Source organism: Brevibacillus borstelensis (assembly GCF_037834415.1).
GTDB lineage: Bacteria > Bacillota > Bacilli > Brevibacillales > Brevibacillaceae > Brevibacillus > Brevibacillus borstelensis_A.
The window spans coordinates 18,757-34,142 of record NZ_JAUMSJ010000027.1 but is presented as its reverse complement, the minus strand read 5'-3'; the positions used below and the strand labels follow the sequence as shown (position 1 = coordinate 34,142).

At 48.1% G+C, this 15,386-nt stretch carries 16 protein-coding genes; 3 read left to right on the top strand and 13 right to left on the bottom strand.

Annotation, left to right across the window (positions count from 1 at the left end):
• Window position 1: 1 nt before the first annotated feature.
• From Q3F21_RS19035 to mnmE, 8 genes are all read right to left on the bottom strand, one after another.
• A complete protein-coding gene (locus Q3F21_RS19035) occupies window positions 2-1,162 on the bottom strand; it encodes an aminotransferase class V-fold PLP-dependent enzyme (RefSeq protein ID WP_340256602.1) in 1,161 nt (386 codons plus the stop codon).
• Window positions 1,163-1,180: 18 nt separating this feature from the next.
• Entirely contained in the window at window positions 1,181-2,023 is an 843-nt protein-coding gene (locus Q3F21_RS19030) for a ParB/RepB/Spo0J family partition protein (protein WP_340256600.1), read from the bottom strand.
• Window positions 2,020-2,778, bottom strand: a complete 759-nt coding sequence (locus tag Q3F21_RS19025; protein WP_003388847.1) for a ParA family protein — start codon at window positions 2,776-2,778, stop codon at window positions 2,020-2,022. The genes Q3F21_RS19030 and Q3F21_RS19025 overlap by 4 nt, the downstream gene beginning before the upstream one ends.
• Before the next feature lie 555 nt (window positions 2,779-3,333).
• A complete protein-coding gene (noc, locus tag Q3F21_RS19020; RefSeq protein WP_340256597.1) occupies window positions 3,334-4,185 on the bottom strand; it encodes a nucleoid occlusion protein in 852 nt (283 codons plus the stop codon).
• 785 nt (window positions 4,186-4,970) lie between these two features.
• A complete protein-coding gene (locus Q3F21_RS19015) occupies window positions 4,971-5,534 on the bottom strand; it encodes an MgtC/SapB family protein (RefSeq protein ID WP_340256595.1) in 564 nt (187 codons plus the stop codon).
• Between the two features lie 689 nt (window positions 5,535-6,223).
• Window positions 6,224-6,940, bottom strand: a complete 717-nt coding sequence (rsmG, locus tag Q3F21_RS19010; RefSeq protein ID WP_340256593.1) for a 16S rRNA (guanine(527)-N(7))-methyltransferase RsmG — start codon at window positions 6,938-6,940, stop codon at window positions 6,224-6,226.
• Window positions 6,941-7,018: 78 nt separating this feature from the next.
• Window positions 7,019-8,917: a tRNA uridine-5-carboxymethylaminomethyl(34) synthesis enzyme MnmG gene (mnmG, locus tag Q3F21_RS19005; protein WP_340256591.1), complete on the bottom strand. Its 1,899-nt coding sequence runs from the start codon at window positions 8,915-8,917 to the stop codon at window positions 7,019-7,021.
• 41 nt (window positions 8,918-8,958) lie between these two features.
• On the bottom strand, window positions 8,959-10,335 hold the full coding sequence (mnmE, locus tag Q3F21_RS19000) for a tRNA uridine-5-carboxymethylaminomethyl(34) synthesis GTPase MnmE (RefSeq protein ID WP_340256589.1): 1,377 nt from the start codon (window positions 10,333-10,335) through the stop codon (window positions 8,959-8,961).
• A 543-nt stretch (window positions 10,336-10,878) separates the two neighbouring features.
• Here mnmE and Q3F21_RS18995 point away from each other — a divergent pair.
• From Q3F21_RS18995 to Q3F21_RS18985, 3 genes are all read left to right on the top strand, one after another.
• Window positions 10,879-11,226, top strand: coding sequence for a sigma factor-like helix-turn-helix DNA-binding protein (locus Q3F21_RS18995; RefSeq protein ID WP_340256587.1), 348 nt, complete (start codon window positions 10,879-10,881; stop codon window positions 11,224-11,226).
• Entirely contained in the window at window positions 11,223-11,453 is a 231-nt protein-coding gene (locus Q3F21_RS18990) for a helix-turn-helix domain-containing protein (RefSeq protein WP_340256586.1), read from the top strand. Before Q3F21_RS18995 ends, Q3F21_RS18990 begins: the two co-directional genes overlap by 4 nt.
• Before the next feature lie 515 nt (window positions 11,454-11,968).
• Window positions 11,969-12,496 (top strand): glucosaminidase domain-containing protein, encoded by a 528-nt coding sequence (locus Q3F21_RS18985; RefSeq protein WP_340256585.1) that lies wholly within the window; start codon window positions 11,969-11,971, stop codon window positions 12,494-12,496.
• Between the two features lie 52 nt (window positions 12,497-12,548).
• Here Q3F21_RS18985 and Q3F21_RS18980 read toward each other — a convergent pair whose 3' ends face one another.
• The 5 genes from Q3F21_RS18980 to rnpA all read right to left on the bottom strand — a co-directional run bounded on the left by Q3F21_RS18980 (window position 12,549) and on the right by rnpA (window position 15,383).
• Complete coding sequence (locus Q3F21_RS18980; RefSeq protein WP_340256584.1) at window positions 12,549-13,136, bottom strand: hypothetical protein; 588 nt, start codon at window positions 13,134-13,136, stop codon at window positions 12,549-12,551.
• 207 nt (window positions 13,137-13,343) lie between these two features.
• Window positions 13,344-13,973, bottom strand: a complete 630-nt coding sequence (jag, locus tag Q3F21_RS18975) for an RNA-binding cell elongation regulator Jag/EloR (protein WP_340256583.1) — start codon at window positions 13,971-13,973, stop codon at window positions 13,344-13,346.
• Window positions 13,970-14,728: a membrane protein insertase YidC gene (gene yidC / locus Q3F21_RS18970; RefSeq protein WP_340256582.1), complete on the bottom strand. Its 759-nt coding sequence runs from the start codon at window positions 14,726-14,728 to the stop codon at window positions 13,970-13,972. Before yidC ends, jag begins: the two co-directional genes overlap by 4 nt.
• 54 nt (window positions 14,729-14,782) lie before the next feature.
• Complete coding sequence (gene yidD, locus Q3F21_RS18965) at window positions 14,783-15,007, bottom strand: membrane protein insertion efficiency factor YidD (protein ID WP_340256581.1); 225 nt, start codon at window positions 15,005-15,007, stop codon at window positions 14,783-14,785.
• 7 nt (window positions 15,008-15,014) lie between these two features.
• Complete coding sequence (rnpA, locus tag Q3F21_RS18960) at window positions 15,015-15,383, bottom strand: ribonuclease P protein component (protein WP_340256580.1); 369 nt, start codon at window positions 15,381-15,383, stop codon at window positions 15,015-15,017.
• Between the last annotated feature and the right edge of the window lie 3 nt (window positions 15,384-15,386).

Below are 15,386 nucleotides of genomic sequence, written 5' to 3'. Positions count from 1 at the left end.
ATCATGAAGACTGAAAGGCGGATGCGATTTCCCGTACCGCGTTCAACAGTGCTTCCACGTCCTGTTCTGTGTTAAATACGCCAAAGCTAGCCCGCACTGCTCCGCGTTGCTCTGTTCCGGCTGTCCGATGTCCCAGCGGTGTGCAATGATATCCTGCACGAGTTGCAATTCCGTATTGCTGATCGAGGATAAACGATGCTTCTGACGCATCGACTCCCTCTATGTTAAACGAAATCACGCCGACTCTTTCGACCTCTTCTCCCGGTCCGTAAACTTCTACGCCTTTTATTTGTCGCAAGCCTTTGATTGTTTGTTTTGTCAGCTTCCATTCATAGGCATGGATGTTCTCTACCCCTTTTTCCAGGACAAACGATACACCCGCTTGCAATCCAGCCAGTCCCACCGTATTGGCTGTACCGCTCTCATAGCGATCCGGTCTGGTAGTCGGTTGATCGATGGCCTCTGACTGACTCCCTGTACCGCCGTGAATCAACGGTTCCAAATCGACAGAAGGATGGACGTACAGTCCGCCTGTTCCCTGCGGCCCATACAGTCCTTTGTGCCCAGGGAAAGCAAGCATGTCAATCTTCATCTCTCCTACATGAATGGGCAAAACACCCGCCGTCTGCGAAGCATCCACGAGAAACAAAACCTGATTCTGTTTAGCCAAATCTCCCAGCTCCGCAATCGGGAGAATAACCCCCGTCAGATTGGAAGCGTGGCTGACTGCCAGCAGTCTGGTATTCGGCTTCATGGCCCGTTCAAAGTCTTCTGCGTAATACAGTTGGTCTTCCCGCGGTTCTACAAACGTAAGCTCGACCTTTTTCGTACGGGCCATATATTCCAATGGGCGTCTCACCGAGTTATGCTCGATCGAAGAGGAAACGACGTGGTCTCCCTCCTTCAGCAGCCCTTTGATCGCCTGGTTTAGGGCTTGGGTAGCATTCATATAAAAAAAGAGGTCATTCGGGTTTTGAATCCCAAACAACCGTGAAAGCTCGACCCGCGTTCGGAACACAGCCTTGCTTGCTTTCATTGCCAACGCATGTCCGCCCCGTCCCGGATTGGCCGCAAAGTGCTCGATTACCTCAGCCATGTTTTCCTTCACTGCCGGTGGTTTCGGCCACGTAGATGCAGCATTGTCCAAGTAAATCACTCGCATGGCTTCCTCCTTGTGATCTTACTCTTGCTCGAATATTTCCAGGATTCTCTGCAAATCTTCCTGTGAGTAAAAATCGATTTCGATCTTTCCTCTTTTGCTTCCCTTTTTGATTTTTACCGAGGTACCCAATCTGCTCCTTAATCTTTCTTCCATTTGAATCAGCTGGGGCTCCTTTTTCAACTGCTTCTTTTTCGATGTTTCACGTGAAACATTTGCCTGTTTCACCAGCTCTTCCAGTTGCCGGACACTTAGTCCCTTCTTTACAACCTCTTTTGCTAGCTGAAGCTGGAGCTCTTCCTTTTCTACCGACAATAGAGCGCGAGCGTGTCCCATGCTCAACTCCGCCGCCGACACCATTTTTCTGATCTGCTCGGGAAGCTGCAGCAAGCGAAGCATATTGGCGACATGCGGTCTGCTCTTGCCGATTTTTTTGGCCAACTGCTCCTGCGTATAAGCGTGATGGCTGATCAGTTTCTCATAGGCTTCCGCTTCTTCCAGCGGATTCAGATTCTCCCGCTGCAAGTTTTCAATCAACGCGATTTCCATCAGCTGCTGATCAGAGTATTCCTTTACGACTGCCGCAACCTTTTTCATCCCTAATGATTTGGCTGCACGAAGCCGTCTTTCCCCCGCGACCAACTCGTACCCCTTGATGCTCTTTCTGACGATGAGCGGCTGAATGATGCCGTGCTCTTTGATCGATTGCGCCAGTTCTTCGATGGCTGCCGGTTCGAACTCCTTCCGGGGCTGGTACGGATTGGGCCGGATATCTGCGACAGGAATTTCCGAAACATGCTCCTCTTCTTCAATCATGTTGGACGTAATCAGTGCATTCAGACCTTTTCCAAGTCCCCTGCTCATACACCTACCACTTCCTTCGCCAAGTCAGTATATACCTCCGCCCCTCTGGAGCGCGGATCGTACGTAATAATGGCCTGGCCATGCGAAGGAGCTTCGCTTAACCGTACATTTCGAGGGATAATTGTTTTGTAAACCTTGTCTTGAAAGTACTTTTTCACTTCCTCGATGACCTGCAATCCGAGATTGGTCCGCGCGTCCAGCATGGTCAAGACGACACCTTCAATAGCCAGCTGAGAATTCAGATGTTTTTGAACCAGACGAATGGTATTCAGCAGTTGGCTCAAGCCCTCCAGCGCATAGTATTCGCATTGGATCGGGATTAGTACCGAGTCGGATGCGGTTAGAGAGTTGACTGTTAAAATCCCCAAGGAAGGCGGACAATCAATAATAATGTAGTCGTATTTATCTTTTACAACTTCCAGTGCTTTTTTCAAGCGAACCTCGCGCGAGATGGTTGGGACTAACTCGATTTCCGCACCGGCCAATTGAATGGTAGCAGGAATGATCTTGAGACCATCGATTTCAGTAGGCAAAGTGGCATCCACAGGACTGATGTCATTGATCAGCACGTCGTAGATGCAATAACGAACGTCTGCTTTGTTCACGCCAACTCCGCTTGTCGCGTTCCCTTGGGGATCAATATCCACCAGTAGAACCTTTTTCCCCAGGGAGGCCAGACATGCGCTAAGATTGACGGATGTGGTTGTCTTTCCTACGCCACCTTTCTGGTTTGCTACCGCAATGATTTTACCCAACTTGTCCACCTCATTTTTACACCAATCTACTAAACATGTTACCAGATTTGTTGTTGCCGTACCCTGTTTTTTGGTAGGGAAAAAAATCCCAAACTGTTTCTGATCGCTGTCCAATTTGACACTGGATCACTGCAGGTTAGCACGTAACACTTCACCTTCGGTAGATGATGCCAGGAATTGTATCGTTACATCAACGAATGCAGCACGGAAGTTCCCTGCGGGTTAAAGCGGAAAAAAGGCACCTATCCCAGCGCCTCTTTTCTATCCTTTCCTCTTACTGCTTTTGACTTGGGTCCCTCATGACAGCGACATGGAAGACTCGGAAATACCGAGCGAATCAAAACATGTATCAGCAAGCTTTGCTTTCTATTGAAGAAGACTACCGCCAGAAAGCTCGGCCAAAAAGAAAGGCGGCCTGTTTTGCCACCATCTTTTCCTCTTTTCATTCCTTGCTCCCCGTTTTCCGGCTCCTTCGTCTTCTCCTCTATTCAACAAATCGTCAACTGGCTTGCTGCCATATCGAACATTTATCCCGCCATTCGATTAGAAGCGTTGTCACTTTCCGTCCCTTCGTTTGGGAATCCGAATCGTAAACTGGTAAAACTCCTCGTGATCTTCCTCGTCCGTTTCTACAGGAAGCCCCGTTTGCATGACCATATCTATCGACTGCCGAACCGTATTGATCGCAATCCGCGTATCTCTGGAAAAAGCCTTCCACTTTGGCTTCGGTTCTTTCTCCGGCTTCGGATTCTCCGATGCCTCCAACAGCTGCTTCACTCTGGTCTCCGTCTGCTTGACATTCCAATCGCGTTCCAGAATCTCGTGCAGCACTTTCAATTGGAGTTCGCTGTCCTTCAAAGGGATTAACGCTCGTGCATGTCTTTCGGTTACATGCCGAGCCAGCAGCGCATCCTGGATTTCTTGAGGCAGATTCAGCAAACGCAGCTTATTGGCGATGGTGGATTGTCCTTTTCCCAATCGCTGTGCCAGGCTTTCCTGCGTCAAATCATGTAAATCGATTAACTTTTGGTAGGCTACCGCTTCCTCAATCGCAGTTAATCCTTCCCGCTGCAAATTTTCGATTAAGGCAATAGAAGCTGTCTGCGTGTCATTAAATTCTTTAATGATCGCAGGAATCCGTTCCAACCCCAGCTTCCTGGTGGCACGCCAGCGACGTTCACCGGCTATCAACTCATATCGGTTATCTCTCATCCGTACAACGATAGGTTGAATCAAGCCGTGCGTCCGAATCGTCTGGCAAAGCTCATCAAGCTTTTCATCGTCAAATACCGTACGAGGCTGATACGGATTGGGAACAATCTCATCTACCGGTATTTGCCTGATCTCCTCATTGTCTGTCTTGTCCGTCAACCCGAATATACGAGAAAACGAATCCTTTACTGCCATGGTAAAATCCCCCACTTCCAACCGTTCCATCAGCCGTTGCGTTCATAAGCTTTCTATGGCAAAAAATCGCGACAACTTTTCTGTTTATAATCGTTATGGAATAATTCTGCACCCAAAGGCCAATTCCTGCTGTGAAAAGCGTGTTTCACGTGAAACAATCTGCTGCTTTCACCCTAGTGCCACATTTCCAAACGGTGGCGAGGTACAGTTTGGAAATGAAAGGCGCTCATCCAAAGAAACATGCTGTAAAGACTTGCTATATTATCTGTTTCAAGTTAACTTCATCTTGAAATTTTTGGGAATTATAGCAATGTGGAGGATAAACCGTTCATCATACCTGGCTGCGATTTTTTGTGTATGCATGAAGTCCTATCGTATGCCGTACAAAAATAGAAAGAAACTAGCAACAGATATACAAGAATCCTTTCCCCAACATCCAGCAGTCTTCTTTTGCAAATTTCGCATACCCGGCACTATATGAAGGCAAATAACAGGTGTTACTTGTTACTTGTTACTTGTTACTTGCAATTCCACTTCCTGCTTTGAATCAATCTGCAGTTTTCCCAATACCACTTTTCAATAAGTAAAGAAACAACATTCAAGCTGAGCCATGCCATCGAACCTTATTCTCTGGAAGGAATGATCCTTTTTCCATGGTGTATCCTTCTCATCATTGTTCAGAGCTTTCCTTGCCGTTTAAAACGAATGTCCCTCACGTTCTTCCTCGAGAAGAATAGGTAAAAAAGAGAAAGCTCTTCCTCTGTTTCACGTGAAACACCTTTCTGTCAGCTGTCCTCATACGGGTATTTTACTTGATCTTCCCCTTTATCCCTTCTTTCATCTTCGGAAAAGACATCATCATCTCCCTCATGCGCGTCATTCGAAAAAAGAAACAGATGCGGAAACAGACGATGAAAATCCAGTGTCAGGTAGGCAAAAAAAGCAGCGACAATAGCCGTAATATACATTCCCGCGCTGAACAGCAAGCCAATGGCCGAAGCAACCCACATGCCGGCCGCTGTTGTCAGCCCTTTCACGTTTCCATTGAGCTTGATAATGGCTCCCGCTCCCAGAAAGCCCATTCCAGTCACCACCTGAGCCGCGACACGGCCCGGATCGTTATTTATGCCGCTTGACGAAAATCCGTAGATGGATGCCAGACCGAACAGGCAGGAACCAAAACAAACCAGACTATACGTCCGAAAACCGGCTCCGCGCTGCCTGTTGGCTCCCTTCATAAACCGCTCCCTCTCCAAACCCATGATGGCCCCTGCAAGAAAAGCGAGGAACAGACGAAGCAAAATGGTCGGCAATTCCGGCGGAAAAAATGCCGTCAGGGCAGTGTTCATCCTTTCCCCTCCTCTCCAACATTTCTTCGGATTGTTCTTCGACGAAGAGTCCCTGCCTTAGTTACATGTATGCAGACAAGACTCTATTTATCAGTTTTCGCGATAAAACAGGCAATCGCCTGGGACTTTACTGTCAGTTTGTGAAAGCCGGCTTTGTTAAGGCCAACTGTTTGTTCAAGACCAGCTTTGTTCAGGACTAGCTGTTTGCTCAAGACCAGCTGTTTGCTCAAGACCAGCTGTTTGCTCAAGACTAGCTGTTTGCTTAAGAGCAACTGTTTGTTTCAGATCAGCTGTTATTCCAACAGCCGACTGCCCACGCTTTTTCGCCTTTTTTGGCTGAAAAGGCCGGAATGACCGCCGTTTCAGCAGCGGAAAAAACGGTATCTTATGTAGCTTCCACTTATGTTGATACATTTGACAGGTACATTTTTTATAAACACACCTATTCAAATCAAATAGCAATATGAAAAGAAAGTATTCATTCTACAAGTAGTTCTGCAGGCAGTTTTGCAGGCAAACGCTCTTTCCAATAGCAGGCGACTTCGCAGCGTAAGATGTCAGATCGTTCACCTCAAAAAGCCATCCTCTTCGCACAGAAAAAGGGCTACAGCAAAAATGCCATAGCCCTTTGCCCTACTCCCTATTCAACGGAATCAGCCCTTTTCTGGCTGCATATCCCTCACGATCGGTCAAATCAGAGGTTTCTTCGCCGGGGTGCCGGCTTTGCGCGGATATCCCTTTGGCGTATTCTCCACCTTTTCCATAATGACAATGTTCCGCTCCCCCGCATCCTCCATCAGCTGGAACGTCTCGACCAGCTTGGTCTTGCCTCCGAGCGTCTTGATTGCTTTTTTGGCCTCATTCAGCTCAGGAGAAATATCTGCCCCTTTCAGAGCGATGAAATGACCGCCCACGCGTGCAAAAGGAAGGCAGTATTCAGACAACACATTTAACCTGGCGACCGCACGAGCAACGACCAGATCGAACGCCTGCCGGAACTGAGGCTCCTGTCCCCGATCCTCGGCTCTTCCGTGTACAGGAAAGAGGTTTTCCAATCCGAGTTCGCTCGCTACATGCTGCAAAAAATTCATCCGCTTGTTCAGCGAGTCAATGATGGTCATATGCAGGTGAGGAAAGACAATCTTCAGCGGAATGCTGGGAAAGCCCGCTCCTCCCCCGATATCTGCCACCTTTTCTGCCTGATCAAAGGAAAAGAAGAAAGCAGGCGTGATCGAATCGTAAAAGTGCTTGTTGTACACCTGTTCTTCCTCGGTAATCGCCGTCAGGTTCATCTTCTCATTCCATTCGACCAACAAACGGAAGTACATACCGAATTGCTCCCGTTGGCGTGCAGAAAGCTCGATTCCCTTGGCAGACAACGCTTGCGCAAATTGCTCCTTGTTCATACGCTATACTCCCTTACCCACTGGCTTACCCGCTCGTTATACCGCTGCCGCATTTTGGGGCTTACATCACCTTGCGGCTTACTCTGCCGCCGTCCCTGCACAATTGTACTGCTCCAAATAGACCATCAGAACCGAGATGTCTGCCGGATTCACTCCCGAGATGCGAGAAGCCTGCCCGATGTTGATCGGCCGGATTTTGCTCAGGTTTTCGCGAGATTCCTTGGACATGCCGGAAATCTGATGATAGTCGAGCGAATCCGGGATGCGCCGCTCCTCCATCTTTTTCATCCGCTCGACTTGCTGCAATGACTTGCGGATATAGCCGTCGTATTTGATTTGGATTTCAACCTGTTCCGTCACATCCTCCGGCAGAGTCTCCGGTGACGGCGCCATCTGAGAAATATGCTGATACGTGATCTCTGGACGACGCAAAAGCTGCGCCAGCTCGATCACTTCTGTCAGTTCCGGAGAACCTGCCTGACGCAGGACTTCCTGGACCTCTGCCATGTCTGGACGGACACGGGTATTAGTGATCCGTTCTTTTTCCTTTTCGATCAGCTCACGTTTTTCACAGAATTTCTGGTAACGCGTTTCACCGATCAAGCCGATTTCATGGCCAATATCGGTCAGACGCAGATCGGCATTGTCATGCCGCAAAAGCAGGCGGTACTCCGCCCGGGAAGTAAGCAGACGGTACGGCTCGCTGGTGCCTTTTGTAACGAGATCGTCGATCAGGACGCCGATATAGGCTTGCTCGCGTCCGAGAATGACGGGAGACTTGCCCTGGATTTTGCGGGCAGCATTGATTCCCGCCATTAGGCCTTGCGCGGCAGCCTCTTCATATCCGGATGTGCCGTTGATCTGGCCGGCTGTGAACAAGCCTTCGATTTTTTTCGTCTCCAAGGTAGGCCACAGCTGTGTCGGAATGATCGCATCGTACTCGATGGCATATCCCGGACGCATCATGCGGACGTTTTCCATTCCGGACAAAGAGCGCAGCATCTGAATCTGCACTTCCTCCGGCATGCTGGTCGACAGTCCCTGGACGTACATCTCTTCTGTATTGCGGCCTTCCGGCTCCAGGAAGATCTGATGGCGCGGCTTGTCGTTGAAGCGCACGATCTTGTCTTCGATGGACGGACAGTAACGCGGCCCGGTTCCTTCAATCGTGCCGGAATACATCGGGGCGCGGTGCAGGTTGTCGTTGATCAAATGGTGCGTATCTTCATTGGTATAGGTAAGCCAGCAAGGGAGCTGGTCCATGATAAACTCGGTTGTTTCATAGGAAAACGCGCGCGGGACATCGTCTCCGGGCTGAATTTCCATTTTGGAAAAGTCGACGCTGCTTTTGTGGACACGGGGCGGCGTACCCGTCTTGAATCGCACCATGTCGAAGCCGAGTTCTTGCAAATGATAGGCGAGACGCACAGATGGGCGCATGTTATTCGGACCGCTTTCGTACTGCAAATCACCCAAAATGATTTTTCCGCGCAAATACGTTCCAGTCGTCAGAACGACCGCCTTTGCTTTGTAACGGGCTCCCGTCTGGGTGATGACACCCTCGCAGACGCCGTTGTTAATGATCAGCTCTTCAACCATCGCCTGGCGCAAAACAAGATTGGGCGTGTTTTCGATCGTCAATTTCATCTCGTGCTGGTAGGCAAATTTGTCCGCCTGGGCACGCAAAGCATGCACGGCCGGTCCTTTGCCGGTATTGAGCAAACGCATCTGGATATGCGTTTTATCCGTATTTTTCCCCATCTCTCCGCCCAGGGCGTCGATCTCCCGGACCACATGTCCCTTTGCTGGACCGCCTACAGACGGGTTGCAGGGCATAAACGCAACGGAATCGAGATTAATGGTCAACAGCAATGTACTGCACCCCATCCGTGCAGTTGCCAGAGCCGCCTCGCTTCCGGCATGACCCGCGCCAATGACAATGACGTCATACGATTCCGCTTCATAGGTTGCAATCATAAGTTCTCCTCCTCTAAGGTGAGTCCGACGGCGAAAGCTGTTTACTTGCCCAGACAAAATTGCGAGAAAATCTGGTCGATCAAATCTTCCCCTACACTCTCTCCGATCACTTCACCGAGCAATTCCCAAGCTTTTTTGATATCGATCTGTACCATATCGATCGGCATTCTCTCTTCAATCCCGTTTATCGCATCATCGATGGCTTGCTCCGCTTGCCGCAGCAGCTGGATATGTCTCGCGTTGCTGACATAGGTCAAATCATCCTGCTGGACTCGACCGGAGAAGAAGAGCTCGGCAATCGCCTTTTCCAACAGGTCAATGCCTGTCTCCTCCTTGGCCGACGTCATGATTAACGGCTGGTTGGGGAAATGGCGTTTTACCTCCTCCAGATCGATGCGTTGAGCCAAGTCGAATTTATTGATGATCAGAATCACTTCAAACCCTTTGGCCGCTTCAAAAATACGGTAGTCGTCCTCTGTCAATGGTTCATTATAATTGAGCACAAGCAGGACCAGGTCGGCCTTTTGCAAAAGCTGGCGCGATTTTTCCACGCCGATTTTCTCGACGATGTCCTCTGTTTCCCGTATCCCGGCTGTGTCGATCAAGCGAAGCGGCACACCGCGGACATTTACGAATTCCTCGATGACGTCGCGTGTCGTCCCCGCCACGTCTGTGACAATCGCTTTCTCCTCCTGGACGAGGCTGTTCAACAGCGAAGATTTGCCTACGTTCGGACGCCCGATAATCGCAGTGGACAGCCCTTCCCGCAAAATTTTCCCCTGTCTCGCCGTCTGCAGCAAGCGCCCGATCTCCGCTTTTACCTCTACGCATTTGTCCCGAAGCAGCTGCTGGGTTACATCCTCCACATCATGTTCCGGATAATCCAGCGTTACTTCAATGTGGGCCATCGCTTCGATCAGGTTTTGCCGCAGGCTCCGAATCAGCCTGGACAGCTTGCCCTCCACCTGGTTCAACGCTACCTTCATCGCCCTGTCCGTCTTGGCCCGGATCAAATCGATGACCGCTTCCGCCTGAGACAAATCGACGCGTCCGTTCAAAAACGCACGCTTCGTAAACTCCCCCGGCTCGGCCAGCCTTGCACCGTTCTCCAGAATCAGCTCAAGCACCCGCTCAACAGAGACAATTCCGCCATGACAGTTGACTTCCACCACATCTTCTCGTGTAAACGTACGCGGCGCCCGCATGACCGACACCAGTACCTCTTCCACCAAATCGCCTGTCTGTGGATTGCGCAAATGTCCGTAGTGTATCGTATGGCTATCCACAGTGGACAGCGTTTTTTTCCCTCGATAAATTGTATCCACAACTTCAATCGCTTCCGGTCCACTGACACGGATAATCGCGACCCCTCCTTCACCCATCGGAGTCGCAACCGCTGCGATCGTATCAAAATTCATGTTGTTCACCTCTAGCTTTCCAAACAAACGAGTGAGCCACTAACTTATTAGCATAACAGAACACCTTGAAAAATTCCAAGAAAAGAAACGATCCTGTGCACTTTTCCCGGAAAGTATCCACAAGCTTGGCCGGTTGTCCTTTTTTCGAGTTATCCACAGTATGTTCGATTTGATTCGACTCCAATCCATCATGCATGCGTTATCCACATTTACTAGTTGTTCAACGCTTTGGTTCTTTATTTCATTTTTGTGAGCACCCGGCTATGTTGCTTATACTCCAACATTGATTCCCATGATCATATCCCGAGAGAAACGCTTTTTCCATAAGCGTTTGTATTTCCATTGCTTGACGCAAAGTACCCCTCTTCATTCACTATTACAACATCATCATTCCTTCATTAATTGAATGAAAGCGAGAGAAAAATGAAATATGGTTCTCTCACAAAATTTGTATAATAAAAGAGCACGTACGTTCTCCTTTTTTTAACAATAATTGCTATGCAGGTTTTGTTTGCGGGGGATTTCCTAAAAGAGAGGGGGTCTATGAAAATTCAATCACTCAAAGCCGAATATTTGAAACAATTAAAGCGATTCGCATGGAAATTGCAGTATCACGCCAAAAAGATATACCGTCATGAACGTACGTTGAATGATGTTTGGACACAAGTGCAAATAAATGAAGTCGATTCCAAAATATTTGTTGAGGAATTGCTCAGTAGCTTGCCAGAGCGAGGGCGCTACATCATTAGAAAGGTGGTGATTGAAGGGTTAAGCGAAAAAGAAGTCGCGCGGCATTTACACATTTCCCAGAAACGTGTGAATGTATGTAAAAAAAGGTATTTGCAGCAGCTTAGCGAAAAGCTGACTTCTACCAAGGAGAGACTATTATGATGAACGATTTGCAACTTATAACCGAACCTGATTTTTGCAAGTTGGTACGTGACGCGCAAAAGGGAAGCGATCGGGCAATCCAAACCCTGCTTGAATTGTTTGAGCCTGATATAGAGCGGCTTTCATGGTTTATTCGTATGCCTCGCGAGGATAGTAAGCAATATATGAGAATGGAACTGTATTCCATGATTCGCAACACACCAGAAATTATGGACGGGAGGACTTAGTTGACTGTTACCAGGACTACCGAAATTGCAGTATCGTATGGACTTCTAGTCGTTTTTATCGGCTGCGTTCATAGGAAGATCCACATACAAATACGGGATATTGTAAATGTGAACTTAAAATCAAAAAAGAGACAAAAAAAGAACCCGATTCGCGGTCGGATTCCGTAAAGAAAAAGCTTCATAATAACATGGAGAAGGGATAAACTTCTCCATCTTCTCCAGTATATCAGAAAAAACTGTAATAGTGATGATTGTATTGGAATGATGTTTCGGCAATGTAAGCAATTAGTCACAAGCGTTATTCAAAGGCTTGCGAGCCATTAAGAAATATCAAAGAGTATGCTAAGTCCTTGCTGCTGCGAGGACTTTTTTACGTTCAAAAACTCTAGCACGGGATTAAATTATTTGCAAAATCAGGTATTAAACCAGTCTCTTTTTTTCCTAGTAGGTGAAAGCGATGTTTGAGCGCTCAAGACTGTTCGCTTATCTATTTACTCAAAAAGGAGAGATTATGAATGGCCTATAAAGCAATTCCAACGGAACCTGTAAAGATTGACGGTGTCAGAGACACCTACGTAGGGATAAATCCTAATACGAACGGCGACGATAAAATCAGAGCCTTTATCGACGCTTTTAAACGGGTAGCAGAGGATGCCAGTGACGATTGCTACGGTCTCCCCGTTGATTTAATCCTGGCCATGTGGGGCGGAGAATCGGGATGGTCTAAAAATGAAACACAGGTCAACAACCAGAACTGGTCTAACATGTCGTATGTCGACAGTTCTTACCCGGTTGGAAATATTGGTGAAGGAGAAGATGGATGGGCTGCTTTTCCAGGGCGTAAAACACATGGAAAGGCATTTTCCAGATTTTTAAAAGGAGACCGATACTCCAAATTAACCAATTATCTCAAAAACACAGCTGATCCTGATTCAAAAAAATGCGCCCGTTATATTGCGGATGCTGGTTACGGTGGTTCCAACCATGACCGATACTACAAAGAAGTTATTGACTACCTTGACTCGGTACGTAAACGCCTCTAACTTAAGGACTATAGCTAAAAAGGAAGCACGCTTTATGGTGCTTCCTTTTTAGCTATAGTCCTTTGTATAAAGACAGATATAGATCAATGTCTTTTTTTAGCCAATTACCATAGCCTTTTACTTGGTAAATTGTCCATTCCTCCAATTTTTTAGGATTTTGTTCACCAACAAAAGCATCATCGGGATACCGAGCATCCAAATAAATGACAATATCCTTTCGAGGATGAGCATTTTCCCCGATTTCAGGGATATATGGAGTTTGCACAAGCCTTATATACGTATAGTCATTTTGGCTTGATCCTTCTTCCTGACTTTCTTGAAGAAATTTCAATTCCTTCTCGTTTTTTATCCCCAAATTCTCCCCTTCCCGTCTATAGGCAAACCGATAAAAATCTTCAGCATTGGCGATAAGACCTCTTTCCGGCGAAACCTCCGCTAAATTAATAATGTCATGTCCTCTTTGAACGATCACCTTCTCGATATCGGACTGATTTTGGCTTTGGATTGATTGACTTAAAGCTGATTTTTCTTGTTCTGTTTGTTGCTGTGTATGTATTTGGCTTACTGAATTTGTTTGATTTGACGATACGCATCCACTTAACAAAACACATATTGTTAAACCTGAAATGAGCTCTTTCATCAATCCTCATCACCTTTATCCAGCGTTTATAAATTTGACGTAATCCACAGCTCCAAGTTTCACGGTCCATCAGTATTTTTTACAAAAACAACCAGATTATAATATAGGCTATTCCAGCACCCATTACCTTCACTCGTCTCTAATGAATGTACCTTTCATTTTGCTATTGATCACATTTATGTAAGAAAAAAATCCAAAAAAAGAAGCCTACGACGAGGCTTCTTTCGGCGCTATGACAATATAGCGGTTGGGCTCTTCGCCCTCACTGTACGTAACCACATCCGTACGCTTTTGCAAAAACGAATGGATCACTTTCCGTTCAGCCGCGGACATTGGCTCCAGACGGACGCTTCGTTTCATCGCCAGCGCCTTTCTGCTCACCCGCTCGGCAAGCTGCTCCAGTGTTTCTTTACGGCGCTGCCGGTAGTTTTCGGCATCGAGCACGATTCGTACATGCTTGTCCGCATGGCGGTTTGCTACGACGTTTACGAGATACTGCAGCGAATCCAGCGTCTGTCCCCTGCGGCCAATGATCATTCCCAGGTTGGCACCTTGAATGTCAAACAGCATGCCTTCTTCTCCACGGCGCATTTCTACTCTGGCGTCCACGTTCATGTTGGCAAGTACGTCCTGAAGGAAAGCAAGCCCTTGATCTACCGGATCGTATTGAACTTCCACTTCCACTTTGGCATCGCGGGAACCGATCAGCCCGAACAATCCGCGGCTCGGTTCTTCCAGGATGCGAACGCTAACTTTTTCACGAGGCACACTCAGCTCTTCCAAGGCCTTTTGCACAGCATCGTCAATCGTTTTAGCCGTAGCTACCACCTTTTTCACTTGGAGGTTCCCTCCTTCGGACGGGGCGCTTTATTGGTATCGCGATACAAGAAATACGTTTGCACAATGGTGAACAGGTTGCCGTATACCCAGTAGAGCGACAGAGCGGACGGCAAGGTGACGGCGATCGCCAGAATCATCAGCGGCATGATCACCATCATCATCTGCATTTGCGGGTTGCCTTGAGTGACCGAACCCATCATTTTTGACTGCAAATACGTGGTGACCGCAGCGATGATCGGCAGGATGTAATACGGGTCCTTCTCGCCCAAGGACATCCACAGGAACGTATGTGTCTTGATGTCTTCTGTCCGGATAATCGCGTGATAGAACGCAATCAGGATCGGCATTTGCACAAGCAGCGGCAAACAACCGGCCAATGGATTCACTTGATTTTTCTGGAACAAAAGCATCGTTTCCTGTTGGGCCTTTTGCGGATCGTTCTTGTGTTTTTCGCGGATTTTCTGCAGCTCAGGCTGCAGCTCCTGCATCTTCTTGGAACTTTTGATCTGTTTCACCATCAGCGGAAGCACGATCAACCGGATGATGATGGTCGCTACCAAAATTCCCAAGCCGTAGCTGCCTCCCAGCAGCATGGCACTTTCCTTAATCAGCCAGGACAGCGGATAAACAAAGTACTTGTCCCAAATTCCTTCCGCGTCCGGCCCGATAGGTGCTGCCGCTTGAGGATTACAGCCCGACAGGATCAAAACCAGCAGGGCCAGCATGGAAATGCTGAGGATGCGTCTGCTCAAGGGATGGTCCTCCTTTTCCCTGTAACGGTTATCGGTTATCTTTCATCAATACTGCTATTGATTGCGGCGTTCGGGTACAGGATCGAATCCACCCGGATGAAACGGATGGCACTTCAGGATCCGGCGAATGGCCAGCCAGCTTCCTTTCCATGCCCCAAAACGGCGAATCGCTTCGATCGCATAGTGGGAGCACGTTGGAGCAAAACGGCAGGATGGCGGCTTATACGGCGAGATGAACAACTGGTATCCTCGTATCAGCCATATGAATACACGCCCCACGACCGCCTCACCCTCTTTTGTGGTTATGTACCGGTACCTGCCTGATTACCTTGGCCCGCTTCATGACATGGACCAAGGACTGTTCGATGGCATCTAATGACATCGCTTCCACACCAGGGCGGGCGATAATGATCAAATCAAGCCCGGACGGGATCTTGTTTTCCAAACGGGAGAGCGCCTCGCGAATCAACCGTTTGACCCGATTGCGGATAACCGCGTTGCCTATTTTTTTGCTGACGGAAATCCCGGCGCGAAAAGCGGCTTGTCCCTCCTGTTTGGCGGAATAGAGAACAAACTGCTTGTTGGCAGCTGAGCTTCCCTTTTGAAACACTTCCTGAAATTGCTCATTCTTTCTGAGCCGATGGGAACGATGCAAGGT

Excerpts from the sequence above, each read along its gene's own strand:
- Q3F21_RS19035 (WP_340256602.1), bottom strand. The coding sequence starts at position 1,162 with ATGCGAGTGATTTACTTGGACAATGCTGCATCTACGTGGCCGAAACCA.
- Q3F21_RS19030 (WP_340256600.1), bottom strand. The coding sequence starts at position 2,023 with ATGAGCAGGGGACTTGGAAAAGGTCTGAATGCACTGATTACGTCCAAC.
- noc (WP_340256597.1), bottom strand. The coding sequence starts at position 4,185 with ATGGCAGTAAAGGATTCGTTTTCTCGTATATTCGGGTTGACGGACAAG.
- Q3F21_RS19015 (WP_340256595.1), bottom strand. The coding sequence starts at position 5,534 with ATGAACACTGCCCTGACGGCATTTTTTCCGCCGGAATTGCCGACCATT.
- rsmG (WP_340256593.1), bottom strand. The coding sequence starts at position 6,940 with ATGAACAAGGAGCAATTTGCGCAAGCGTTGTCTGCCAAGGGAATCGAG.
- mnmG (WP_340256591.1), bottom strand. The coding sequence starts at position 8,917 with ATGATTGCAACCTATGAAGCGGAATCGTATGACGTCATTGTCATTGGC.
- mnmE (WP_340256589.1), bottom strand. The coding sequence starts at position 10,335 with ATGAATTTTGATACGATCGCAGCGGTTGCGACTCCGATGGGTGAAGGA.
- Q3F21_RS18995 (WP_340256587.1), top strand. The coding sequence starts at position 10,879 with ATGAAAATTCAATCACTCAAAGCCGAATATTTGAAACAATTAAAGCGA.
- Q3F21_RS18990 (WP_340256586.1), top strand. The coding sequence starts at position 11,223 with ATGATGAACGATTTGCAACTTATAACCGAACCTGATTTTTGCAAGTTG.
- Q3F21_RS18985 (WP_340256585.1), top strand. The coding sequence starts at position 11,969 with ATGGCCTATAAAGCAATTCCAACGGAACCTGTAAAGATTGACGGTGTC.
- Q3F21_RS18980 (WP_340256584.1), bottom strand. The coding sequence starts at position 13,136 with ATGAAAGAGCTCATTTCAGGTTTAACAATATGTGTTTTGTTAAGTGGA.